This window comes from Bradyrhizobium sp. Unk1 (assembly GCF_059512345.1).
In genome coordinates, this window is the sequence record NZ_JCAMOP010000013.1 from 34,402 (window position 1) to 58,357 (window position 23,956).

At 65.2% G+C, this 23,956-nt stretch carries 25 protein-coding genes; 17 read left to right on the plus strand and 8 right to left on the minus strand.

The genetic code is table 11. The features are described 5' to 3' along the window. Nucleotides 1-36: 36 nt before the first annotated feature. Nucleotides 37-1,314 carry an alanine racemase gene (gene alr, locus AC5ZFO_RS18105; RefSeq protein ID WP_282522421.1) on the plus strand — a complete coding sequence of 426 codons (1,278 nt, stop codon included), beginning with the start codon at nt 37-39 and terminating at the stop codon, nt 1,312-1,314. Nucleotides 1,315-1,326: 12 nt separating this feature from the next. Here alr and AC5ZFO_RS18110 read toward each other — a convergent pair whose 3' ends face one another. After that, nucleotides 1,327-1,545, minus strand: coding sequence for a cysteine rich repeat-containing protein (locus AC5ZFO_RS18110; RefSeq protein WP_014495816.1), 219 nt, complete (start codon nt 1,543-1,545; stop codon nt 1,327-1,329). A gap of 40 nt (nt 1,546-1,585) precedes the next feature. On the opposite strand from AC5ZFO_RS18110, the gene AC5ZFO_RS18115 reads away from it, so the two are divergent. Then, nucleotides 1,586-2,356 carry an exodeoxyribonuclease III gene (locus AC5ZFO_RS18115; RefSeq protein WP_282522309.1) on the plus strand — a complete coding sequence of 257 codons (771 nt, stop codon included), beginning with the start codon at nt 1,586-1,588 and terminating at the stop codon, nt 2,354-2,356. A gap of 121 nt (nt 2,357-2,477) precedes the next feature. On the opposite strand, the gene AC5ZFO_RS18120 is transcribed toward AC5ZFO_RS18115, so the two are convergent. The 3 genes from AC5ZFO_RS18120 to AC5ZFO_RS18130 all read right to left on the minus strand — a co-directional run bounded on the left by AC5ZFO_RS18120 (nt 2,478) and on the right by AC5ZFO_RS18130 (nt 4,155). Next, on the minus strand, nt 2,478-3,290 hold the full coding sequence (locus AC5ZFO_RS18120) for an SGNH/GDSL hydrolase family protein (protein ID WP_282522308.1): 813 nt from the start codon (nt 3,288-3,290) through the stop codon (nt 2,478-2,480). 101 nt (nt 3,291-3,391) lie between these two features. Further along, nucleotides 3,392-3,760: a GFA family protein gene (locus AC5ZFO_RS18125; RefSeq protein ID WP_248883013.1), complete on the minus strand. Its 369-nt coding sequence runs from the start codon at nt 3,758-3,760 to the stop codon at nt 3,392-3,394. A gap of 77 nt (nt 3,761-3,837) precedes the next feature. Beyond that, nucleotides 3,838-4,155 (minus strand): hypothetical protein, encoded by a 318-nt coding sequence (locus tag AC5ZFO_RS18130; protein WP_282522307.1) that lies wholly within the window; start codon nt 4,153-4,155, stop codon nt 3,838-3,840. 180 nt (nt 4,156-4,335) lie between these two features. Between AC5ZFO_RS18130 and AC5ZFO_RS18135 the strand changes: the two genes are divergently transcribed. From AC5ZFO_RS18135 to AC5ZFO_RS18170, 8 genes are all read left to right on the plus strand, one after another. Then, nucleotides 4,336-5,076: a FadR/GntR family transcriptional regulator gene (locus tag AC5ZFO_RS18135; RefSeq protein ID WP_282522306.1), complete on the plus strand. Its 741-nt coding sequence runs from the start codon at nt 4,336-4,338 to the stop codon at nt 5,074-5,076. A gap of 52 nt (nt 5,077-5,128) precedes the next feature. Continuing rightward, nucleotides 5,129-6,028, plus strand: coding sequence for an NAD(P)-dependent oxidoreductase (locus tag AC5ZFO_RS18140; RefSeq protein WP_282522305.1), 900 nt, complete (start codon nt 5,129-5,131; stop codon nt 6,026-6,028). Between the two features lie 10 nt (nt 6,029-6,038). Next, complete coding sequence (locus tag AC5ZFO_RS18145; protein WP_282522304.1) at nt 6,039-6,722, plus strand: amino acid ABC transporter permease; 684 nt, start codon at nt 6,039-6,041, stop codon at nt 6,720-6,722. Nucleotides 6,723-6,729: 7 nt separating this feature from the next. After that, entirely contained in the window at nt 6,730-7,398 is a 669-nt protein-coding gene (locus AC5ZFO_RS18150) for an amino acid ABC transporter permease (RefSeq protein ID WP_282522303.1), read from the plus strand. A 1-nt stretch (nt 7,399) separates the two neighbouring features. Next, nucleotides 7,400-8,158 carry an amino acid ABC transporter ATP-binding protein gene (locus AC5ZFO_RS18155; RefSeq protein ID WP_282522420.1) on the plus strand — a complete coding sequence of 253 codons (759 nt, stop codon included), beginning with the start codon at nt 7,400-7,402 and terminating at the stop codon, nt 8,156-8,158. Between the two features lie 19 nt (nt 8,159-8,177). Continuing rightward, nucleotides 8,178-8,972: a transporter substrate-binding domain-containing protein gene (locus tag AC5ZFO_RS18160; RefSeq protein ID WP_063983715.1), complete on the plus strand. Its 795-nt coding sequence runs from the start codon at nt 8,178-8,180 to the stop codon at nt 8,970-8,972. A gap of 68 nt (nt 8,973-9,040) precedes the next feature. Then, nucleotides 9,041-9,487: a ribose 5-phosphate isomerase B gene (gene rpiB / locus AC5ZFO_RS18165; protein WP_071914697.1), complete on the plus strand. Its 447-nt coding sequence runs from the start codon at nt 9,041-9,043 to the stop codon at nt 9,485-9,487. A 104-nt stretch (nt 9,488-9,591) separates the two neighbouring features. Further along, nucleotides 9,592-10,317: a sulfite exporter TauE/SafE family protein gene (locus tag AC5ZFO_RS18170; RefSeq protein WP_282522302.1), complete on the plus strand. Its 726-nt coding sequence runs from the start codon at nt 9,592-9,594 to the stop codon at nt 10,315-10,317. A gap of 6 nt (nt 10,318-10,323) precedes the next feature. On the opposite strand, the gene AC5ZFO_RS18175 is transcribed toward AC5ZFO_RS18170, so the two are convergent. After that, nucleotides 10,324-12,402 (minus strand): putative bifunctional diguanylate cyclase/phosphodiesterase, encoded by a 2,079-nt coding sequence (locus AC5ZFO_RS18175; RefSeq protein WP_282522301.1) that lies wholly within the window; start codon nt 12,400-12,402, stop codon nt 10,324-10,326. Next, a complete protein-coding gene (locus tag AC5ZFO_RS18180; protein WP_282522300.1) occupies nt 12,402-13,559 on the minus strand; it encodes an ABC transporter substrate-binding protein in 1,158 nt (385 codons plus the stop codon). The genes AC5ZFO_RS18175 and AC5ZFO_RS18180 overlap by 1 nt, the downstream gene beginning before the upstream one ends. Nucleotides 13,560-13,761: 202 nt before the next feature. Here AC5ZFO_RS18180 and radA point away from each other — a divergent pair, with 202 nt between their 5' ends. From radA to AC5ZFO_RS18215, 7 genes are all read left to right on the plus strand, one after another. After that, nucleotides 13,762-15,210: a DNA repair protein RadA gene (radA, locus tag AC5ZFO_RS18185; RefSeq protein ID WP_282522299.1), complete on the plus strand. Its 1,449-nt coding sequence runs from the start codon at nt 13,762-13,764 to the stop codon at nt 15,208-15,210. A 165-nt stretch (nt 15,211-15,375) separates the two neighbouring features. Further along, nucleotides 15,376-16,005 carry a CvpA family protein gene (locus tag AC5ZFO_RS18190; RefSeq protein ID WP_011086837.1) on the plus strand — a complete coding sequence of 210 codons (630 nt, stop codon included), beginning with the start codon at nt 15,376-15,378 and terminating at the stop codon, nt 16,003-16,005. A gap of 28 nt (nt 16,006-16,033) precedes the next feature. Then, nucleotides 16,034-17,539 carry an amidophosphoribosyltransferase gene (gene purF, locus AC5ZFO_RS18195; RefSeq protein WP_014495832.1) on the plus strand — a complete coding sequence of 502 codons (1,506 nt, stop codon included), beginning with the start codon at nt 16,034-16,036 and terminating at the stop codon, nt 17,537-17,539. 15 nt (nt 17,540-17,554) lie between these two features. Then, a complete protein-coding gene (locus AC5ZFO_RS18200; protein WP_282522298.1) occupies nt 17,555-17,698 on the plus strand; it encodes a hypothetical protein in 144 nt (47 codons plus the stop codon). Between the two features lie 87 nt (nt 17,699-17,785). Next, a complete protein-coding gene (locus AC5ZFO_RS18205; protein WP_282522297.1) occupies nt 17,786-18,526 on the plus strand; it encodes an SDR family NAD(P)-dependent oxidoreductase in 741 nt (246 codons plus the stop codon). Between the two features lie 78 nt (nt 18,527-18,604). Continuing rightward, a complete protein-coding gene (locus tag AC5ZFO_RS18210; RefSeq protein ID WP_282522296.1) occupies nt 18,605-19,783 on the plus strand; it encodes an NHL repeat-containing protein in 1,179 nt (392 codons plus the stop codon). Between the two features lie 167 nt (nt 19,784-19,950). After that, nucleotides 19,951-21,177 carry an ABC transporter substrate-binding protein gene (locus tag AC5ZFO_RS18215; protein ID WP_282522295.1) on the plus strand — a complete coding sequence of 409 codons (1,227 nt, stop codon included), beginning with the start codon at nt 19,951-19,953 and terminating at the stop codon, nt 21,175-21,177. A 95-nt stretch (nt 21,178-21,272) separates the two neighbouring features. Here AC5ZFO_RS18215 and AC5ZFO_RS18220 read toward each other — a convergent pair whose 3' ends face one another. After that, complete coding sequence (locus AC5ZFO_RS18220; protein ID WP_282522294.1) at nt 21,273-22,529, minus strand: TCR/Tet family MFS transporter; 1,257 nt, start codon at nt 22,527-22,529, stop codon at nt 21,273-21,275. Beyond that, nucleotides 22,526-23,908 carry a ribosome biogenesis GTPase Der gene (der, locus tag AC5ZFO_RS18225; RefSeq protein ID WP_282522293.1) on the minus strand — a complete coding sequence of 461 codons (1,383 nt, stop codon included), beginning with the start codon at nt 23,906-23,908 and terminating at the stop codon, nt 22,526-22,528. Before der ends, AC5ZFO_RS18220 begins: the two co-directional genes overlap by 4 nt. Nucleotides 23,909-23,956: the final 48 nt, after the last annotated feature.

The window sequence follows — 23,956 nt, forward strand, 5'->3', positions numbered from 1 at the left end:
CCGGACCAGCCTCTTGCGTAAAACGACGCCATGACAATGGCGTCCGACCCGAAAATGATCCCGCAAGCTGGCCTCCTCTCCGCGGAGGCCAATCAGGCTGCCGCGCTCGCAGCCTATGGCGGCGTGCTCACCGTCGATCTCGACGCCATCATCGCCAACTGGCGCAAGCTCGAGAAGACGGCGGTGCCGGCCGAGTGCTCGGCCGTGATCAAGGCCGATGCCTATGGCTGCGGCGCCGCACAGGTCTCGCGGGCCCTTAGCAAGGCCGGTTGCAAGACCTTCTTCGTCGCCACCATCGAGGAAGCGCGCACTGCGCGCGAAGCCGTGCCGGAGGCCGCGATCTACGTGCTCGGCGGCTATTTCCAGAACACCGGCGAGCACTACGCCAGGATCAATTGCCGTCCGGTGATCGGCGATCTCAACGAGCTCGCCGAATGGGACGTGTTCTGCCGCCGCACCGGCTGGACCGGGGGCGCCGCGATCCACATCGATACCGGCATGAACCGGCTCGGGCTGACGCTTGCGGAGGCGCAGGCCATCATCCCCCGCATCAACGCCGGCGATCACGGCATCGCGCTGGTGATGAGCCATCTGGTCTCGGCCGAGCAGCTCAACAGTCCCGTGAATGCAAAACAGCTGGCGACCTTCCGCGGTATCGCCAGCGAATTTTCCGGCGTGCCCGCTGCGCTCGCCAATTCCTCCGGAATCTTCCTCGGCGCGCCCTTCCAGTTCGACCTGGTTCGGCCGGGCGCAGCGCTCTACGGCGTCAACCCGACGCCTGAGGCCGACAACCCGATGCAGTCCGTGGTCGACCTCAAGGCGCGCATCGTGCAGACCCGCAATGTCGAGCGCGGCGAGACCGTCGGTTATGGCGGCACCTGGACTGCGCGGCGGCCGACAAAGCTCGCGATCATCGCGGTCGGCTATGCCGACGGCTATTTTCGCGCCGCCAGCTCCAATGACGGCACCCGCGGCGCCGAGGTCGTTGTCGCCGGCAAGCGCTGCCCGGTCGCGGGCCGCGTGTCGATGGACCTGATCGCGATCGACATCACCGACCTGGCCCCGAATGCGGCGCGGCGCGGCCACATGGTGACGCTGCTCGGCGAGGGCATCACCGTCGACGAGCTCGCGCATCATTTCGGCACGATCGGCTACGAGGTGCTGACCAGCCTCGGCCACCGCTACGCCCGCGTCTACAAGGGCGGCAATGAGGTGGAGCCGCTGGTCAAGCCGGAGCCCGCGCCGACGGCCGAGCAGCCGCCCTCGCCCCCGCCGATCGAGCAGCCCGCGAGCCCGCCGCCGTTGCCGAGCTGAGCAACTCGCCGCTTACTTCTTCCGACTGTCCAGCGCCGCCTTGCACGTCGCGCTAAGCTGATCGCGCTTGGCGTTGAGGCAGGCGATGATCTTGCCGCCACCGGGCGCGATGCCGGCGCAGAATTTGTCATAGTCCGCCTTGCACGCGCCGCGCGGATCGGACGATTGTGCCGAAGCCGCTCCGGAGATCGCGACAACGACGACGAAAGCAGCAAAGCTCAACTTGGACATTGTATCTCCGGTGACGGAAGGCAGGAGCTATTAGCTCTACATGAAGATCGCGACATTCAACATCAACAACATCAACCGCCGCCTGCCCAATTTGCTGGCATGGATGCGCGCGGCCAAGCCCGATGTCGTCGCGCTTCAGGAATTGAAGGCAAGTGATGGCGAATTTCCGGCGGCGGCCATCGAAAAGGCCGGCTACGGCGCGGTGTGGTGTGGACAGAAGACGTGGAACGGCGTCGCCATCCTCGCCCGCAATGCCGAGCCCATTCTCACCCGCGATCGCTTGCCGGGAAAGCCTGATGATCGCGAAGCCCGCTACATCGAGGCCGCCGTGCGCGGAATCATCGTCACCAGCATTTACCTGCCGAACGGCAATCCGCAGCCGGGGCCGAAATTCGACTTCAAGCTCGAGTGGTTCGCACGCCTCAAGCGCCACGCCAAGACCTTCATCAAGCAGGATCTGCCCGTGGTGCTCGCCGGCGACTACAACGTCGCGCCTGATGAGATCGACATCTATCCGACGCGCTCATGGGACAAGGATGCGCTGATCCAGCCGAAGAGCCGCGCGGCGTTCGCGTCGCTGGTCGAACAGGGTTGGTGTGATGCGATCCGCGAACTGAATCCGGAGAAACGCATCTACACGTTCTGGGACTACAAGCGAAACCGCTGGCCGCGCGATGCGGGCCTGCGGCTCGATCATCTCCTGCTCAGCCCTGCCCTGGTCTCGCGGCTGGCCAAGGCGGGTGTCGACAAGAATGTGCGTGGCGAGGATGGGGCGAGCGATCACGCGCCAGCGTGGGTGGTGCTGAAATAGCGATGATCCCGTAGTGCCGTAGGGTGGGCAAAGCGAAGCGTGCCCACCAAATTTGCTTATGCAGACAGATGGTGGGCACGGCGCAAGCGCGCCTTTGCCCACCCTACGAAATCACCCGAGTTCAACGCCCGTAATATTCCTGTACCGTATCCCACGCTGCCTTTTGCAGCAGCTGCGTCGTCTCGGGGTCGAGCCCCATCGTGTAGGAATTACCGACCGGCGAACGCCCGGTCAGCGCGGCGAGTGTTACGCAGGTTGCCAGATACGTGCCCGCCGGACTCGGGTGCCGCTTGTCCGGCGCATACAGATTGAGTTCCGGCTGGAGCTTGCGGACGCGCGCGAAGGCGAGGCCTGCGGGGATCACGAGCGCATCATTGGCATTGCCGGCGAGCGTATAGGCCTCGGCCAACGCTTCCGTCATCTCCGGCTTGTCGGCATAGGCCCAGGACATGAAAAACACCGGCCGCATGCCGTGGGCACGGACGATCTCGCTATCCTTCTTGACGAAGGTCGTGAACGCGTCCTTCAATTGCGGATGGATCGGGCACTGGCTGCAATCCATCATCACGACGGCATCGAACTGCCTGCCCGGCTTGTTGAAGACGACGTTGTTCTGCTCGTCGAAGGAATAGGCGCCGATGCCGCCCGGCCGCAGCAGATTGTCCATGTCGTGCCAGTCGAGGCCGGAGCCGCCGATCGTGGCCATGGTGTTGCGGTACGCCGCCTTGTTCTCGGCATCCGCAGCCCGCTCCATGAAGGAGAGGTGTCCGGGCATGCCGTTGTTGTAGTAGAAGAAGCTGTTGCCGACGAACAGCGCGGCCTTGGGGAAGTCAGGTCCTGATGTCGTGACCTTCGGTTTGGTCTGCGCCTGCGCGTCGAAGCCAGCTGCAACGACCAGACACATTACGAGCATCACTCGCGCAAAAAGACGCATCGTGGCTTCCTCCCCTTTTTCTCCGGGGCCGGACCAGATCAGCTTTTTAAAATGGCCTCAACGTCACAGACGCGCAGCGGACATGCGTTAGCCCTGCATGCTCACCACAAATTCCTGCCGTCGATCATGTTCACCGGCACGGCCTCGAGATCGAAATCGTCGAACAGGCGCGCGTTCACGGCAACCTTGGGATTGTCGAAATCGGGCTTGCCGGTCGACCAGTCAGGCGACTCCGAATAGGTGCCGCAGCCGCAGCTCGCGCAGAAATGATGTTTGACCGTGCGGCTGCCCCAGAGATAGGTCGCGACATTTTCCGGCGGCGACAGCAGGCGAAATTGCGCCGGCGTGTAATAGGCCCACAACGCGCCCCGCTTGGCGCAGAGTGAGCAGGTGCAGCGCGTTACGCTCGCCGGCACCTCCGTCACCTCGAACACCGTCTCACCGCAATGACAGCTTGCCTCGATCGGCATGGACCCGCTCCCCGTTTTGTCAGGAGATGGTCGTAGCCTGCCCCTGCTGCCAACATGCTGTCAGCAGCGCAACTCCGTCATGGAGCCTCAGTCGCGGACAGCCGCCTGGCGTTCGCGGCGACGTGCTCGCGATAGCGCTGGACGATGGCGGCTGGTGTTGCTCCGGCGAGCAGGTTCGCTGCCGCCTCGAAAGCCGCTGCGATCTTCTCGCTCACCATCAGCATGGCCTCCTGCCCGGCGGCCGCATCGCCGTGGCTGAGCTTCTCGCAGCGCAGCCGCACCACCTCGCTCGCTTCGACCGCGAGCATTGTGCTCGCAAACCAGGGAAAGCCGTTGTCAGATCCGCTGAGCGCCGCATGACGGTCGAGGGCGGAGAAAGAATGATGATCGGGCATCGCGGACCTCAAATTCTTTGAGTGAACGCTCGGATCAATACGCCTCAAATTTGAAGGATCCGGCCGGGGAACCGATCGGATTGGCCGCGCCTGCGACACCCGCGATTAACCAAGGCTCTTGACGCCGGCGCTCTGGTTAGCCTACTGGTCTGACCAAGATCAGACCAAAAAGAGACCGGGATGGAACTGAAGCGGGCCGCCGAAGGCGAAAAAGGGTTCGAGAAGGTGTTCGCCTTCCTGCGCGAACGCCTTCTTGCGGGCTCGCTCAAGCCCGGCGACCGCCTGATTTCCGAGCGCGAGCTGGCAACCCTCCTCGGCGTCAGCCGGCCGATCGTCCGCGAGGCACTGCGCGCCCTCACCGTGCTCGGCATCGTCGAGATCCGCGACCGCATCGGCACCGTGGTGACGCAGCCGGACGTCTCGGTGCTGAACGACTTCTTCACCTTCGCGCTCGCCCAGCAGGCGGACATGCTCGATGACGTCATGCAGGCGCGCGTCGCGATCGAGTGTCAGGCGATCCGCCTCGCCTGCGAGCGCGCCAACATTGCCGATTTCGAACGCCTGCAGCGTGCGCTCGCGAAGATCGGAGAGACGATCGACGAGGCGGATGCCGGCGGCATGGCCGACTTCGAATTCCATCGCGCCATCGTCGTGGCCTCGCATTCAGAAACACTGATGGTCTTGCACGGCTCGCTGGCGGGACTGCTGACGCATTCGCATCGCAGCCGCCGCGAGCTGGTGCAGGCCTTCCCGTCGATGAAGACGTACCTGATCGACGACCACCGGCGCATCTTCGACGCGATCATCGCGCGCGACCCCGAGCGAGCGGATGCGACGCTGCGCAAGCATTTTGCCATCGGCGACGAATATCGCAGGCGCGCCGTCGTCGGGGACATCGACAGGACCAGCGCCTCAGGCTGATCGCGGCAGCCAACAAGCAAGAAACCAATCAACCAAGAAACGGACGACTGACATGGGACGGAACGACAAGGGCAATGTCGGCTTCATCGGCATCGGCACGATGGGCCGCGAGATGGTGCGCAACCTCCTGGTGGCCGGGCATGCGGTTCGCGTCTTCGATCTCAACGAAGCCGCCTTGGCCGACAGCGTCAAGGAAGGCGCGGCCGGCGCCAACAGCCCCGCCGACGCCGCGCAAGGCGCTGAGATCGTCATCACCATGCTGCCCGATACGCCCCACGTCGAGGCGACCGTTTACGGCGAGCACGGTCTCCTGAAGTCTCCCCCGCCCGGCCAGCTGATCGTCGACATGAGCACGATCTCGCCGGTCGCCGTCCGCCGCATCCATGCCGACCTGCAAAAGGTCGGCGTCAGCTTCATCGACGCGCCGGTCTCTGGCGGGCCCGTGGGCGCCAAGAACGCTGCGCTCTCGATCATGGCCGGCGGCGATGCGGCGGCCTTCGCGCAGGCCGAGCCGTTCTTCCGCGCAATGGGCACGACCATCACGCATGTCGGCGCGGCCGGTGCGGGGCAAACCGTCAAGCTCTGCAATCAGCTGATCTGCGGTATCAACATCCAGGCGATCTGCGAGGCGCTCGCGCTCGGGCGCGCGTCTGGCATCGATCTCAATCTGCTGCGTCGCGTTCTGCTCGGTGGCTCCGCCGCCTCCTGGATGCTCGACAAGCTCGGCCCCGCAATGATCGCGGGCGACGTCTCCGCCGGCTTCCGGATCGATCTCCAGCTCAAGGACCTCCGCCTGGTGCAGGAGCACGCACAGGCGCTGAGCGTGCCGTTGCCCGGAACCGCGCTCGTCACCAGCCAGTACGTGGACGCACGCGCGCATGGCGAAGGCAGCAACGGTAACCAGGCGCTGTTCCGCGTCTATGACCGCATGACCAACCAGGTGACGGGCTGAAGCCGATACGATGAGCCTCCAACTCGACTTTCCCGCGGTGCTGGAGCGTTGGCCGAATTTTCTGGCCGGCGCGGCGCTGACGCTGGAGTTGGCGGCCTTCGCGACGGTGCTCGGCGCCCTGTTCGGCACGCTCGCAGCCGTCGGCCGCGGGGCACGGAGCCCGCTGATCGCGGGCGCCTGCAAAGTCTATGTCGAGACCATCCGCAACACGCCTCTGCTGGTCCAGATCTTTCTGGTCTATTTCGGCCTCGCCAGCCTGGGGCTGAAATTCTCCGCCTTCACGGTGGCCGTGGCCGCGCTGACGATCAATGTCGGCGCCTACACCGCCGAGATCATGCGCGCCGGCTTCGAAGCGATCCCGCGCGGACAGATCGAGGCCGCCGAAGGGCTGGCGCTGTCGCGACTGCAAATCTACTGGCACATCATCCTGCTGCCGGCGATCGAGAAGGTCTATCCGGCGCTGACCAGCCAGTTCGTGCTGTTGATGCTGGCCTCCTCGGTCTGCTCGCAGATCTCGGCGGAGGAACTCACCGCCGTCGCCAACTACATCCAGTCGGACACCTATCGCGCGTTCGAGACTTACATCATCGTCGCCGTGCTCTACGTCATCCTGTCGCTGGTGATGCGCGCGGGCTTCTGGGGCCTCGGCCTCGTGCTGTTTCCGCGCCGGCGCCGGCTCGGCACACCGTTGTGAGATGACCATGGGCGGACATCTCAACATCAATCATCTGATGTTCCTCGGTCAGGGCGCGCTGTGGACGATTGGCCTGTCCGTGATCGCGCTGATCGGCGGCGGCATCGTCGGCTTTGTGATCGCGCTGGCGCGCATCTCGCCACTCAAATCGGTGCGGATCGCCAGCGGCGTCTATGTCCAGCTGATCCAGGGAACTCCGCTCCTCGTCATCCTGTTCCTCGGCTATTTCGGCCTCGCGGCGATCGGCCTCAAGGTCTCGGCGTTAGCTGCCGCCGGCGCTTCGCTCACACTCTATGTCTCGGCCTATCTCGGCGAGATCTGGCGCGGCTGCATCCAGTCGGTGCCGAAGCCGCAATGGGAGGCCGCCGAAGGCCTCGCGCTGAGCCGCACCCAGCGCATGATGAAGGTGATCCTGCCGCAGGCGATCCGCATCGCGACGCCGCCGACCGTCGGCTTCATGGTGCAGATCATCAAGAACACCTCGCTGGCCTCCGTGGTCGGCTTCGTGGAGCTGATGCGGTCGGGCCAGATCGTCAACAACTCGCTGTTCGAGCCGTTCGCCATCTACGCGATCATCGCCGTCGTCTATTTCGCCATGTGCTATCCCCTGTCCCTGTTCAGCCAGAAGCTGGAACGGCGGATGGGGCGTGGCAGGTCCAACCTCGCACCAGCCTGACATGCAGCAAAACCCCTCCTCCTCCGAACCGATCGTGTCGCTTCGCGACGTGCAGAAGAGCTTTGGCCCGCTCCGGGTGCTCGATGGCGTCTCCTTTGCCGTCGAGCGCGGCGAGGTGCTGGCGCTGATCGGCCGCTCCGGCTCCGGCAAGAGCACGGCGCTGCGCTGCATCGACCGCTTCGAGAAGGTCGACGGCGGCGAGATCGTGGTGTGCGGGCATCGCGTCGATCGTCCCGATGTCGATCTGCGCGCGCTGCGCCAGGACGTCGGCATCGTGTTCCAGAGCTACAATCTGTTTCCTCACCTCACGATCGAACAGAACATCACGCTCGCCCCCTGCGCCGTGAAGGGCATGGCCACCTCGCAAGCCAGGGACCTCGCCCGAAAAGTGCTCGCGCAGGTCGGGTTAGAGGAGAAGCTGCACGCCTATCCCGAGCAGCTCTCCGGCGGACAGCAGCAGCGCGCGGCCATCGCCCGCTCGCTCGCGATGCAGCCGAAAGTGATGCTGTTCGACGAGGTCACCTCCGCGCTCGACCCCGAGCTTACCGCCGAGGTGCTGAAGGTGATCGAGCAACTCGCGGCGGACGGCATGACCATGGTGATGGTCACCCACGAGATGGGCTTTGCCAAAGGCATCGCCGACCGGATCGTCTTCATGCATCGCGGCAAGGTCCACGAGACCGGCCCCGCCTCGATCCTGACGTCGCCGGCGACGCCCGAACTCACGCAATTCGTGGGCACTGGAAACTTAAAATCATAACAGGAGAGGAGAACCAAGGATGACAAACAAGACACTGCTGGGGACCGCCACCGCGCTGTTCGGCCTCGTCATGATATCAGCCACGCCGGCGTCGGCCGACCTGCTCGACGACATCACGCAGGCCAAGAAGATCCGCATTTCGACGGACGTCGCCATTCCGCCCTCGGGCATGATGGACAGCAGCATGAAGCCGACCGGCTCCGACGTCGAAGTGGCGCAACTGCTCGCCAAGGATTGGGGGCTCGAGCTCGAATTCATCCAGACCACCGGCGCGACCCGCATCCCTAACGTCCTGACCGGCAAGGCCGACATCATCATCTCGACCCTGTCGGTGACGCCCGATCGTGCCAAGGTCATCGACTTCACCAAGCGCTATGCGACGCTGCAATCCGATGTCGGCTGCCTGAAATCCTCGACCGTCAAGGACTGGCCCGACCTGAAGGACAAGCCGATCGGCGTCTCCCGCGGCACCACGCAGGACACCACCCTGTCCAACATGAAGGACAAGGATCTCAAGATCTCGCGCTACGACGACGACGCCACGATGGTGACGGCGGCCGTCTCCGGCCAGGTCGACTGCGTCGCCTCGTCGGCGACGATCATCAACCAGATCGGGGTGAAGAACCCGTCGCGTGTGTTCGAGTCCCGGATTCCGCTGGCGACCTTCGACCTCGCGATCGGCCTGAAGAAGGGTGAGCAGCGCCTGATGGACAAGCTCAACGCCTGGATCACCGAGAACGTCAAGAACGGCAAGCTCAACGCGATCTACAAGAAATTCCACGGGGTCGAGCTGCCGCCCGACATGCGCAGCTGAAACCAGGGAAAATCGTGACAGCCGCGAAGCGGCTGTCACGGCCAATGTAAAATCAAGAAGGACATCACATGCGTCTCGTCATCGGATCCGACCACGCCGGCTGGCCGCTCAAGCAGACCGTTATCGATCACATCCGCAGCCTCGGCCACGACATCGTCGACGTCGGCTCCCATGACGACAAGCCGGTGGACTTCCCCGACATCGCGCGGGCCGTGGCTCAGAAGGTGACGTCGGGCGAAGCCGCACGCGGCATCATGGTGTGCGGCACCGGCGTCGGCGCCTCGATCGCGGCCAATAAGATGAAGGGCATCCGCGCCGCGGTCTGCCACGACGTTCATTCCGCCCATCAGAGCGTCGAGCATGACGACGTCAACGTCATGTGCATCGGCGCGCAGATCGTCGGCGCCTGGCTCGCCGTGGATCTGGTCTCGTCCTATCTCTCCGCCGAGTTCTCGACGGACGAGGACTTTCGCCGCCGCGTCGAGAAGCTGCGCGTCATGGATGAGCAAGGCTGACGGCCTGCCCGGACCGCACGCGCTGAGCGATCGGTTCCCTCGCCCGGAATGGATCGCCCGCATCGCCGGCCACGGCTAAACTCTCCCGATTCGTGGAGAGCACCTTGGCCTTTCTCTTCGTCCTCATCGTCGGCCTGATCGCCGGCACCGTCTCAGGCATCGTCGGCACGGGGTCGTCGATCATGCTGATGCCGGTGCTGGTTTATGCCTATGGGCCGAAGGAAGCGGTGCCGATCATGGCGGTCGCCTCCGTCATGGCGAATTTCTCCCGGATCCTGGCCTGGTGGCGCGAGGTCGACTGGCGGGCCTGCGCGGCCTATTCGGTGACGGGCATTCCGGCCGCCGTGCTGGGCGCACGCACGCTGCTCGCGCTCCCCTCGCACGCCGTCGATCTCGCCATCGGCATCTTCCTGATCACGATGGTGCCGGTGCGGCACTGGCTGGCGCGGCACGACCTCAAGGCCAATCTTTGGCACCTCGCGATCGGCGGCGCGGTCATCGGCTATCTCACCGGCATCGTGGTCTCGACCGGCCCGCTCAGCGTGCCGCTGTTCCTGTTCTACGGCCTGTCGAAGGGCGCCTTCCTCGCCACCGAGGCGGCTTCCTCACTCGGCCTCTACTTCGCGAAGTCCGTGACCTTCGAACGTTTCGGCGCGCTGACGCAGGACGTCTTCATCAAGGGGCTGGTTGCGGGCTCCTCGCTGATGTCGGGCGCCTTCATCGCAAAACGCTTCGTGCTGCATCTCAAGCCGGAGATGTTCCGCCTGGTGATGGACGCGATCATGATCGCGGCCGGGCTCTCCATGCTCTGGAACGCAACGCAGCCCTAATCGCGCTCAGGCGGCGAATTCGGGCGCGATCGAGGGGCTGTCGGCGAGCACGCGGCTCGTCTCAGTGGGCACCGCCTGCTTTTCGAGCCATTGCAGTACGGCGTCGAGCGGCTGTGGCCGATGGTAGTGATACCCTTGCCCGAGCATCACGCCCATCTCGCGCATGGCGTCGGCCTGCTCGGGCCGCTCGATGCCTTCCGCGACGAGCGTCAGCCCCAGCGTGCCGGCGAGCGAGGCGATGACGCCGACGATCGCCTTGTCTTCCGCGCTGTCAGGGATCTCGCTGATGAAGGCCTTGTCGATCTTGACCTTGTCGAGCGGGAACCGCCTGAGATGTGCGAGCGAGCTGTAGCCCGTGCCGAAATCGTCGAGCGCAATCGTTGCGCCCAGGCGCCGCAGGCGGTGCAGCGTCTCGGAGGCGCTGGCGATGTTGTTGATCAGCGAGCCCTCGGTGATCTCGAGCTCCAGCGATGAGGCCGCAACGCTGAAACGCGCACAGGTCGCGCGCAGCTCGGCAGCGAGCGAATGGTCGGCGAGCTCGGACGGCGGCAGATTGATCGCGATCCGGATCTGCGACCTGCCGGCGGACGCCAGTCGCTGCAGCGCGCGACAGGCATCGGTCAGCACGTAGCGCGTCAGCCGCGCATTGTTGCCGCTGCGCTCGATCAGCGGCAGGAATTCGCCGGGACCGATCAAGCCAAGCTCGGGATGGCGCCAGCGGATCAGCGCCTCGAGGCCGACAACGGCCTGGCTCTCGAGGTCGACCTGGCTTTGATACCAGACCTCGAACTGCCCCTCGGCGAAGCCTGTGGGAATGGCGAGCTCGAGATCCCGGCGGCGGCGGTAGTCGCGCTGAAGCGCTTCGTCGAGCACGGCGACCGTGCCGGGCGCCTTGCTCTTGGCATGGTAGAGCGCGATGTCGGCGAGCGCCGGCAAATGCGACAGCTCGGGATCGCCGGCGCGGCGCACGGCAAGGCCGATGCTGGCGCGCGGCACGACCTGCTTGTCGTGCAGCCGGATCGGCTCGGAAATCGCATCTAACAGCTGGCGTGCGAATGCCTGAGCGGTCGCTTCATTGCTGACCTCGGGGCGGATGACGACGAATTCGTCGCCGCCGAGCCGGGCGACCCAATCCTGCGGTTCGACCGCATCGCCAAGGCGCTCGGAGATGTGCACCAGGAACTTGTCGCCGGCGTCGTGGCCGAAGGTGTCGTTGATGCCCTTGAAGTCGTCGAGATCGATGAAGCAGAAGGCGATCAGCGAGTCCGGCGAGCCGGCATCGCCGCTCAGGGTCACCAGATGCTCGGACAGCGAGCGACGGTTGGGCAGGCCCGTGAGCGGATCGTGCGCGGCCATGTGGCCGAGCCGATCGAGCGCCCCGGACGTCGTGTGCTGCATGGCGTTGAAGGCACGCGCGAGCTGGCCGAACTCGTTCGTCGATTTGATGTCGGCCGGATAGGCTCGCCCGTCCTGCTTGCTGCGCTGGATCGCCGACATGATTGCGGTGAGCGGCCTGCCGATGAAGATGTTGGCCGAGATCCGCATCGCGATCAGGGTGGCAAATGTTGCGAGCAGGCCGACCACCAGCAGCAACATTAGCCGGCCGCCCGTGTCCGCGTAGACCGTCGCATAGGAATAGGCGATCGCGATACGGCCGGCCTGCACGGCGATGTTGCCGTTGCTGTAGCGGATCGGACGCGAGACTTCCGATACCGCCTGGTCCGCCGGCCGCGCCACCACCCGCGCGATCGCGACGCCGGTGTCGTCATAAACGGCCGCCGCGGCAATGGTCTCGTCGTGCATGATCTCGTTGAGCACGCTCGTGACCTGATCGTAGCGCATCTTCCAGAGCGGCTCGGCGATCAGCTCGGCGCGGCTCTCGGCCGTGCGGGCAATGCGCGCGTCGAGCTGCCTGATCTGCGACCAGAAGCTCGATGCCTCGACGCCGGCGGAGGCGAGCAGCTGCACCACGAGCAGCACCGGCACGGTGGCCCAGAGCATCGCGCGGACCACCGAGCGCGAGCGCGACGGCGCCGCCGCTTGCTGCTTGCGATCCGGGTCGGTCATGTCGTCACCGTTTCGCATCAGTCGGCAGCGCCTTCCGGAAGCGTCAGCGAAGAGATGAGCGCATCGATGGAGAAATCGTACTGGCCGCAGCGCCCTGCCCTCGCCCTGAAGCGCGCGAAATCGATCCGATCGAAGGCGCGCGTCTTGATGAGGTCTCCGACCGCAGCGAGATTGTCGCGCGTGATCGCCGACGTCTTGGCCTCGACGCGGGGCGATGCGGCCGCGAAATCGCAGCCGTCGGCGTAGTCGCGCAGGAGGACGATCGACCAGCCGCCGAGCAGGAAATGTCCGCCATCGGTCATGAGCAGACGGCCCGCCTTGATCTCGCGCAGCGCGTCCTCCGACCAGTTGAGGCCAACCAGCTGGATGTTTCGGCCGGGCGTGAGGCCGGCAGCGACCACCGCGCGAAGCGCGCCAAGCGCCATCGGATCGTTTCCGGCCCAGATGCCGGCAGGCCGGATTTCCTTGCGCGCGGCCCAGCTCAGATAATTCCTGGTGACCTGCTCTGCCTCCGACTGGGTCCAGTTGGCGAACAGCATCCGGTCCACCACCACATCGGGCGCGGCCTCCACCGCGAGCTTGAGACCGGCGTTGCGGGCGATCGAGGCCGGCGTGATCTCGTCGCCACCGATGCCGAGAATGTGGATCTTGCCGTCCGGACTCTGCCATTTCTCGGCGCGCGCCGCGCTGATCAGGGCATTGGCCATCCTCGCGCCCGCGGTCTGGAGATCCGTCGTGATGTCACCGAGCCAGGTCTTGAGCTTTTGCCGGGGCGGTCCGAGGCGCGCGGCGTCGTCACCGATCAGCGGGTTCGAGAGCAGCAGCGTCTTGACCCCGGCGGCCTCGGCCGCCTCCAGGATGGGAACGGCGGCGGATTCCTCGTTCGACAGGATGAGGAAGTCCGGCTTGTCGGCGCGTGCCACCACGCCGAAGCCAAGCTCCTGCATGGTGCGGTAGTTCCGCTCGCTGGTCAGCACCTCGACATGCGCGTCGAGCTTGCGGCCCGCGGCCTGCATGGTCTGCGCGACCATGTCCCAGTAGACCTCGCCGGTCTTGCCGGGGTTGACGAAAACGATATTGAGACGCCCGGCGTCGGCCGCAACGGCGCCGCCAACCGGCATAAGAAAGCCGCAGGCCATGCCCACAGCGAGCATTATCCGCAAGACTACCGTCATTCGTTTCGCCATCCCGTATTGGTTTCGAACCTGGACCCGCGTCCGCTAACATTTGGCAAAGTCCGGAGCGGCGCGGCGGCGTAGAGCTAACAAAGGGTGTATCGGCTGCGCTGAATTGGGCTAATGGGGATGCTGGCGATCGCCGTCTCCACCCGTCATTCCGTGCTATCAGCAAACCTGAAACCCACGACTCGCTGTCCCCATGGCCAAGAACACGCTTTCCTTCGTCTGCCAGAACTGCGGCGCGGCCTATAACCGCTGGCAGGGCAAGTGCGAATCCTGCGGCGAGTGGAACACCCTTGCCGAGGAGGATACGTCCGGCAGCGTGCCGGTCTCGATCCGCTCCAAGCGCAAGGGACGGACGTTTGCGCTGGAGAGCCTGTCGGGGAAGACCCAGGACGCTCCTCGCCTGTCCTCGGGCATGACCGAGCTCGACCGCGTCACCGGTGGCGGCTTCGTCCGCGGCTCGGTGCTGCTGGTCGGCGGCGATCCCGGCATCGGCAAGTCGACGCTGCTGACGCAGGCCACCAGCATGATGGCGCGCGCCGGCCACCGCATCGTCTACATCTCCGGCGAAGAGGCGGTCGCCCAGGTGCGCCTGCGCGCCGAGCGCCTCGGGCTGTCGGACGCGCCGGTGCAGCTTGCGGCCGAGACCTCGGTCGAGGACATCGTCTCGACGCTGTCGGAAGGCGCGGTGCCGCGGCTGATCGTGATCGATTCGATCCAGACCATGTGGACTGACACGGTGGAATCCGCGCCCGGCACGGTCACCCAGGTGCGCGCCTCGGCGCAGGCGCTCATTCGTTTCGCCAAGAAGACCGGCGCGGCCATCATCCTGGTCGGCCATGTCACCAAGGACGGCCAGATCGCCGGCCCCCGCGTGGTCGAGCACATGGTCGATGCGGTGCTGTCCTTCGAGGGCGAAGGTTCGCAGCAATTCCGCATCCTGCGCGCCGTGAAGAACCGCTTCGGCCCGACCGACGAGATCGGCGTGTTCGAGATGACCGGCCTTGGCCTGCGCGAGGTCACCAATCCGTCCGAACTGTTCCTGTCCGAGCGCGATCTGGGCACGCCGGGCACCGCAGTCTTCGCGGGCATCGAGGGCACGAGGCCCGTTCTGGTCGAATTGCAGGCCTTGGTGGCCCCGACCTCGCTCGGCACCCCGCGCCGGGCCGTGGTCGGCTGGGATCAGAGCAGGCTCTCCATGGTGCTGGCGGTGCTGGAGGCCCATTGCGGGGTCAAGCTGTCCGGCCACGACGTCTATCTGAACGTCGCGGGCGGCCTGCGCATCCACGAGCCGGCGGCCGATATGGCCGCCGCGGCCGCACTGGTTTCATCCCTGGTTAATGCGCAGTTACCCACCGATGCGGTCTATTTCGGCGAGATTTCGCTCTCCGGCGTCATCCGCCCGGTGGCGCAGACCCCGGCCCGGCTCAAGGAAGCGGTCAAGCTCGGCTTCAAGCGCGCCGTGCTGCCCGAATCGGCCCGGGGCGGCGATGCTGGCGGCGACGCCGGACTGTCCCTGAACGCGATCAACAGCCTGACGACGCTGGTGGCCGAGATCGCGGCCCGGGGCTCTCGCCGCGGCGAACAGAGCCCGCCGGCGGAGAAAAATGCCACACCGGCAAGATTCCGCCGTGGAGAGGGTTAGGTGGAGGTGACGTCCTCCGCCCCCGCCGCTATACAGCCGTCACAAAAGCAGCATGGGATTGCGTGGTTGCGGCCTTGCCGGGAACGCCGTCTGGCCCTCACTTAAGGCCACGGCCAAACACCGATTCGCTGAGCACCTTGAAGTACGAGCGGACCCGACCAGCCGATGCCAGTAACACTCCTCGACCTGATCCTGCTCGGTGTGATGCTGATCTCGGGCCTGCTCGCCATGGTCCGCGGCTTCATGCGTGAAATCCTGTCGATCGCGGCCTGGGGCGCTGCGGCGATCGTGACGCTGTACTCGTTCTCGAAGCTGCTGCCGACCGCAAAGACCTATTTCAACAACGACACGGTCGCGAGCGTCGTCGTGGTCGCCGGCGTGTTCGTGGGCACCCTGGTCGTGGTCTCCGTGATCACGGTCCGGATCTCCGACATGATCCTGGATTCGCGCATCGGCGCGCTGGACCGCACCCTGGGCTTCCTGTTTGGCCTCGCTCGCGGGCTTTTGATCGTCGTGGTCGCGTTCCTGTTCTTCACCTGGCTGGTGCCGGACAAGCAGCGTCCGGACTGGGTCACGGGGGCAAAATCCCGCGTGGTGCTCCAGGGAACCGGCGATTGGCTGATGGCCCTCTTGCCTGACGACCCCGAGAACACCATCTTGAAGAGATTCAAGAAAAACAAACCAGATGATGATCAAGCTGATTCCGAGCAGCAGCCTTCGGGCAGTGGCGACGGATACAGTAAACCTGCTCGTGACAGCCTCAAGAAGCTGATCGAGAAACCTGCGGCGCGTTGATTAGGCCCTAAAGAGAGGCGCGGACGAGATGCGACACCCTGACCAGGACGCCCAACGTGATCTCGGCCCGGCCGCGCTAGAGCTTCAGGACGACCTGGAGGGCGATACGCTCCGCGAGGAATGCGGCGTCTTCGGCATTTATGGCCACCCTGACGCCGCCGCCATCACCGCGCTCGGCCTCCACGCCCTCCAGCATCGCGGCCAGGAAGCCGCCGGCATCGTCTCCTACGACGGCAGCCGCTTTCACTCGGAACGCCGCCTCGGACTCGTCGGCGACACCTTCTCCCGCCGCGAGGTGATCGACCGCCTGCCCGGCAATATGGCCGTCGGCCATGTCCGCTACTCCACCACCGGCGCCACCATCCTGCGCAACGTGCAGCCGCTGTTCGCCGAGCTCAATGCCGGCGGCCTTGCGGTCGCCCACAACGGCAACCTCACCAACGGCCTGACGCTGCGCCGCGAGCTCGTGAAGAACGGCGCGATGATGCAGTCGACCACCGACACCGAGGTGATCCTGCATCTGGTCGCGCGCTCCAGGCGCAGCCGCTTCATCGAGCGCTACATCGACGCCCTGCGTGAGATCGAAGGCGCCTATGCGCTGGTTTCGCTGACCAACAAGAAACTGGTCGGCGCGCGCGATCCACGCGGCATCCGCCCGCTGGTGCTCGGCGAGCTCGACGGTTGCCCGATCCTGACCTCGGAGACCTGCGCGCTCGACATCATCGGCGCGCGCTTCATTCGCGACATCGAGCCCGGCGAAGTCATCGTGTTCGACGAGAACGGCCAGGACATCCACAAGCCGTTCCCGCCGATGGCGCCGCGCCCCTGCATCTTCGAATACATCTATTTCTCCCGTCCGGACTCCATCGTTCACGGCCGCTCGGTCTACGAAGTGCGCAAGGCCTTTGGTGCGCAGCTCGCGCGCGAGAGCCATGTGCCGATCGACGTCGTCGTGCCGGTGCCGGATTCCGGCGTGCCCGCCGCGGTCGGCTACAGCCAGCATTCCGGCGTGCCGTTCGAGCTCGGCATCATCCGCAACCACTATGTCGGCCGCACCTTCATCCAGCCGACGCAGGCGATCCGCGAGTCCGGCGTGCGCATGAAGCATTCGGCCAACCGCGCCGCGATCGAAGGCAAGCGCATCATCCTGATCGACGACTCGCTGGTGCGCGGCACCACCTCGAAGAAGATCGTGCGCATGATGCGCGATGCGGGCGCCAAGGAAGTGCATTTCCGCCTCGCCTCGCCGCCGATCCTCTATCCCGATTATTACGGCATCGACCTGCCGGATCGCGGCGGCCTTCTGGCGGCGACGCATTCGCTGGAGGAGATGCGCGAGATCATCGGCGCCGACTCGCTCGCCTTCCTGTCGATCGACGGCATGTACCGCGCCATGGGCGAGCCCGGCCGCGACCCCGCCAATCCGAAATTCTCGGATCATTGCTTCACCGGGGCGTATCCGACCCACCTCACCGACCAGACCCAGACCGAGCAGCAGCCGCGGCAGCTGTCGCTGCTGGCCGAGGCGAGCTGACGAAAGACCGCGACGATGCAACTGGCCATCGCCATTCTCTGCGGAGGGCTTTTGGTCGGCTTCATCGTCTTTGCATTCAGGCAGGGTACGAAGGTCACACCCGACGGCTCGGGAAACGGGACTAACAACGACAATATGCAGCTGGGCGGCGACAGCTAAAGCTCAAAGGCAATAATTCTGTCATGCCGGGCTTGTCCCGGTTATCCATGTCTGTAAAACCCGCCGCGAAGACGTGGATACACGGACATGACAAAACCCCTCGCCAATCGCATCGCTCTCGTCACCGGCGCCTCGCGCGGCATCGGCTTCGCCACGGCCAGGGCGCTGGCCAAAGCCGGCGCGCATATCGTCGCTGTCGCGCGCACGCAGGGCGGGCTGGAAGAGCTCGATGACGAGATCCGGAAAGACGGCGGCAGCGCCACGCTGGTGCCGCTCAACCTCACCGATTCCGACGGCATCGCGCGGCTTGGCGCCGGCCTGCACGAACGCTATGGCAAGCTCGACATCCTCGTCGGCAATGCCGGCGTGCTCGGCCCCTCCTCGCCGGTCGGCCACATCGAACTGAAAGCTTTCACCGACGTGATGGCGGTCAACGTCTCCGCGAACTTCCAGCTGATCCGCTGCATGGAACCACTGCTGAAGCAGTCCGATGCCGGCCGGGCCGTGTTCATCACCTCGGGCGCCGCCAACAAGGCCACCGCCTATGTCAGCCCCTACGCCGCCTCCAAGGCCGCGCTGGAAACGCTGGCCCGCGCCTGGGCGCAGGAAACCGCGAATACGCCGCTCCGTGTCAATCTGTTCAACCCGGGCCCGATCCGCACCCGCATGCGCGCCACGTTGATGCCGGGCGAAGATCCGGCGACGCTCGACACGCCCGAACAGGTCGCCGAATTCATCGTGCCGATGTGCGCGCCTGACTGGACCGAAACCGGCAAGTTCTACGACTACAAGACGCGCGCCTTGATGAGCTTCCGTTCGCCGGCCTGATTGACTCGCGTGCCTCCCCGCGATTGACTGCCCGCGCTCAAGCGGCAGCAAGCCGCAAGCCAAAAAAGGGAGGTTGCCATGGCGCCGTGGCATGATCGCGTAGGGCTTGTCTGTACAAGGCTTGGTCGTACAAGGCTCGGCCGTGCGCTCGTACGAGTCTCTCACGCCTTCTCCATCCTGATTGCAGCCATCGCGTTCGTGCTTCCAGGCAGGGCGACTGCGGGCGACGTCCCGACCTTCGCGGTCGATGCCTCCTGGCCAAAACAGCTGCCGAATAACTGGATCCTCGGTCAGGTCGGCGGCATCACCGTCGACTGGCAGGGCCATATCTGGGTGATCCATCGTCCGCGCTCGCTCACCGATGACGAGAAGGGCGCGAGCCTCAACCCACCGCGCTCGAAGTGCTGCGTGTCGGCGCCTCCCGTGCTCGAATTCGACACCGACGGCAATCTGCTGCGGTCCTGGGGCGGTCCCGGCGAAGGCTATGAATGGGTCGGCCGCGAGCACGGCATCGAGATCGACGAGCGCGGCTTCGTCTGGGTCGGCGGCAACGCCGACAACGACAACGCCATCTTGAAGTTCACGCTCGACGGCAAGTTCGTCGCCCAGATCGGCAAGATCGCGCCGAGCCTCGGCAGCAACGACACCACGCAGCTCGGCAAGCCCGCTGAAACCGCGATCGACAAGGAGGCGAACGAAATATACGTCGCCGACGGCTACGGCAACCGCCGCGTCATCGTGTTCGATGCGACGACGCTCGCCTACAAGCGGCACTGGGGCGCCTACGGCAACAAGCCCGACGACAGCAAGCAGGCGGCGTACGATCCCAAGGCGCCCGTCTCCCAGCAATTCGGAAATCCCGTCCACTGCGTGAAGCTCGCCAATGACGGTCTCGTCTACGTCTGCGACCGCATCAACAATCGCATCCAGGTGTTCAAAAAGGATGGCACCTTCGTGAAGGAGTTCTTCTTCGAGAGGAACACCCTTGGCAACGGCGCGGTGTGGGACCTCGCGATCTGGCCCGATCCGAAGCAGACCTATTTGCTCAGCGCCGACGGCGAAAACAACGAGATCCGGATAATCAAGCGCGACGACGGCAGCGTGGTCGGCGGCTTCGGCCACAACGGCCGCAATGCCGGGCAGTTCCACTGGGTGCATGCGATGGCGGTCGACGCCAAGGGTAACGTCTATACCGCCGAGGTCGATACCGGTAAGCGCATCCAGAAATTCAAGCTGACCTCGGACGCGCTGAAATAGCGTCTCGACGCATTTTACCCAAAAGTTAACCGACGGATGACGCTACGCCGCAGCGTCATCCGGCTTTAGGCGCATTGCCGCAGACCGTGGGACACGGTAGAGCGATCAGCCGGAACAAGGCTCCGCAAGAGAGCCGTCCGCATATTTGACAATGGAGGAAACCCTTTATGACGACGACGTTCGCGCGCCGCTCCGCGGCTCTTCTTGCCTGCGCTGCTTTCGGTTTCGCATCATCCGCCTACGCCCAGGACAAGACCGTCACGATCGGCGTGCTCAACGACATGTCCAGCCTCTACGCCGACATCGGCGGGCCCAACGCCGTGGTGGCCGTCAAGATGGCGGTCGAGGATTCCGGTCTGGCCGCCAAGGGCTGGAAGATCGAGGTCATCAGCGGCGACCACCAGAACAAGCCTGACGTCGGCGTCAACATCGCGCGGCAGTGGATCGATACCCAGAAAGTCGACGTGATCGCCGACACGCCGAACTCCGGCGTCGCGCTGGCCGTCAGCAACGTCGCCAAGGAAAAGAACGCAGTCCTGCTCAACAATGGCGGCGCCAGCGCCGACCTCACCGGCAAGGCCTGCAACGCCAACACCATCTCCTACACCTACGACACCTACATGCTCGCCAACGGCACCGGCAAGGCGCTGACCAAGGCCGGCGGCGACAGCTGGTTCTTCCTGACCGCGGATTATGCTTTCGGTGCCGCGCTCGAACGTGACACCAGCGCGGTCGTCACCGCGAACGGCGGCAAGGTGCTCGGCGGCGTCAAGCATCCGCTCAACACGTCCGACTTCTCGTCCTTCCTGCTGCAGGCGCAAAACTCAAAGGCCAAGATCGTCGGTCTTGCCAATGCGGGCGGCGATACCACCAACTCGATCAAGCAGGCGGCCGAGTTCGGCATCGTCGAGGGCGGCCAGAAACTCGCCGCGCTCCTGCTCTTCATCAACGACGTCCACTCGCTTGGCCTCAAGACCGCGCACGGCCTCACCTTCACCGAATCCTTCTACTGGGACCTTAACGAAGGCACCCGCGCCTTCTCGAAGCGCTTCCAGGAGAAGGTGACCAACAAGGCGATGCCGTCGATGACTCAGGCCGGCAACTACGCGGCCATCCTGCATTACCTGAAGGCACTCGAGGCTCTCGGCGGCAATCCGCATGACGGCGCCAAGGTCGTCGCCAAGATGAAGGAAATCCCGACCGACGATCCGCTGTTCGGCAAGGGCCCGCTCCGCGAGGACGGCCGCCGCATCATTCCGGCCTATCTGTTCGAGGTGAAGAAGCCCGAGGAGTCGAAGGGACCGTGGGACTATTACAAGCTGGTCTCGACCATTTCGGCCGAAGACGCGGCCAAGCCGCTCAAGGACAGCGAGTGCCCGCTGGTGAAGAAATAAGCGCGATATCGTAGGGTGGGCAAAGGCGCGTGAGCGCCGTGCCCACCATCTCTCCGCGATTGAAAGAAACGGTGGGCAGGCTCGCTTTGCCCACCCTACGAGACCGTCTTCGTCGCAGCCAGCGTCCGCATCGCGATCGCCACGCATAGCACCATCAGCACCGCCGCGAGCAGGAATGGCGCGCCGGGCAGATGCCACGGCGCGCTGGCGCCGATGAAATAGGAAAACGTCAGCGTGAACAGGAACGGCCCGACGAGCTGCGACACGCTCTGCACGCTCGCGGTCGCGCCCTGCAACTGGCCCTGCTGATCCGGCGCGACCAGCCGCGTCATCAAGGATTGCATGGCGGCCCCCGAGATGCCCCACAGCGACATCACGGGAATGCCGATCCAGAACAGCGGCCCGGTCGGCGCGGCGCCGAAGATCACGAAGCCGATCGCGCCACAGCACAGACCGAGCACCAGCGTATTCTTCTCGCCGAGCACGCGCACGATCGGGCCGATCGCGAGCCCCTGCACCACCATGGCGCAGATGCCGACCATCGCGAGCGTCAGACCCACGGTCTTGGAATCCCAGCCGTAGCGATAGGTCGCATAGAGCACGAAGGTCGAGGGCAGCACGACATGCGCGACTTGTGCGATAAAGTTGACGATGGATAACGCGGCCAGCGCCGCGTTGGACCGCAGCAAGTGCAGCGCTCCGACCGGATTGGCGCTGGTCCAGCGGAACGGCGCGCGCCGCTCCGGCGCCAGCGATTCCGGCAGGACGAAGAGCCCATACAGCGCATTGGCGAAGCTCAAAGCCGCCGACGCCCAGAACGGCAGATGCGGATCGATATCGCCGAGCAAACCACCGAGCGCCGGGCCCAGGACGAAGCCGGCCCCGAAGGCAGCACCGATCCGGCCGAAAATCGCCGCGCGCCGCTCCGGCGGCGTGATGTCGGCGATATAGGCAAAGGCGGTGGAAATGCTCGCCGAAGTGATGCCCGAGATCACCCGGCCGATGAACAACCAGAGCAGCGACGGCGCGAGCGCCATCAGCACATAGTCGGCGGCGAGCCCGAAATTCGACAGCAGCACCACCGGCCGCCGTCCGAAGCGATCCGACAACGCGCCGAGCACCGGCGAGAACACGAACTGCATCAGCGCCCAGGCGGTGCCGAACAGGCCGAAGATGCGGGCCGCATGCGCGGTGTCGTTGTCGACGAAGCTCTCGATCAGCTTCGGCAGGATCGGCATGATCACGCCGAGCGCGAGCATGTCGAGCAGGATGGTGACGAAGATGAAGGCGACCGCGCCGCGCCGGACTGGCGCCGTGCCCTGCGCCATCGCCTCGCCGGCGCCGTCGCTCACGACGGCCGCTTGCGCTTGTGCGCGAAGGGATTGGCCTTCTCGCGCAGGGTGATGCGCACCGGCGTGCCCGGCAGCTCAAAGGTCTCGCGCATGGAATTGGTCAGGTAGCGCAGATAGGACTGCGGCACCGCGTCAGCGCGCGAGCAGAACAGCACGAAGCTCGGCGGGCGCGCCTTGTTCTGCGTGATGTAATTCAGCTTGAGCCGTCGGCCGGACACCGCCGGCGGCGGATTGGCTTGCACGGCCTGCTCGAACCAGCGATTGAGCGCGGAGGTCGGCACGCGCCTGTTCCAGACGGCGTAGGCGTCCTGGATCGCCTGCATCAGCCGATCGATGCCCTCGCCCATCAGACCTGATACGGCGACGATCGGAACGCCCTTGATCTGCGGCAGCCAATGGTCGGCATCCCGGCGCAGGCCCGAGATGGCACCGCCGCCCTTGGTCTCCATCAAATCCCATTTGTTGACGGCGAGCACGACCGCGCGGCCCTCGCGCTCGATCAGATCGGCGATGCGCAGATCCTGCTCCTCGAAGCGGTTCTGCGTATCCATCATCATCACGACGACTTCGGCAAAGCGGACCGCGCGCAACGCGTCGGCGACCGAGAGCTTCTCCAGCTTTTCCTCGATGCGCGAGCGACGGCGCAGACCTGCGGTATCGAACACGCGAAAATCGCGGCCCTTCCAGTTGATCTCGACCGCGATGGAATCGCGCGTGGTGCCGGCCTCCGGGCTCGTCAGCAGGCGCTCCTCGCCGAGCAGATGATTGATCAGCGTCGACTTGCCGGCATTGGGCCGGCCGACGATGGCGACGCGGATCGGACGCGTCGCTGCCTCCTCCTCGGTCAGCGGCTCGTCGTCCTCGGCTTCATCTTCGTCGACAGGCTCCGGCATCAACTCGCGGAGCGCGTCATACAGCTCGCCCATGCCTTCGCCGTGCTCGGCCGAGACCTGAATGGGATCGCCGAGGCCGAGCGCAAACGCCTCCATCGCGCCGGCATCGCCGTGCTTGCCTTCGCTCTTGTTGGCGACCAGCAGCACCGGCTTGTCGGCCTTGCGGGCGAAATCGGCGAAGGCGCGATCGGTGGGCGTCAGGCCGATGCGGGCGTCGATGACGAAGAACAGCGCGTCGGCCTGTGCGATCGCGGCCTCGGTCTGCTCCTGCATGCGCGCGGTCAGCGAGCCCTTGGCGCCCTCGTCGAGGCCGGCGGTATCGATGATGGTGAATTCGAGATCGCCGAGCCTGGCCTCGCCCTCGCGGCGGTCGCGGGTGACGCCCGGCAGGTCATCGACGAGCGCGAGCTTCTGCCCAACCAGGCGGTTGAACAGCGTCGATTTGCCGACATTTGGCCGGCCGATAATAGCAATCGTGAAGGACATCGGTCATTCGTGCGCTGCGAAGGCCGCGCCTGTCAATGTAATGAAGTG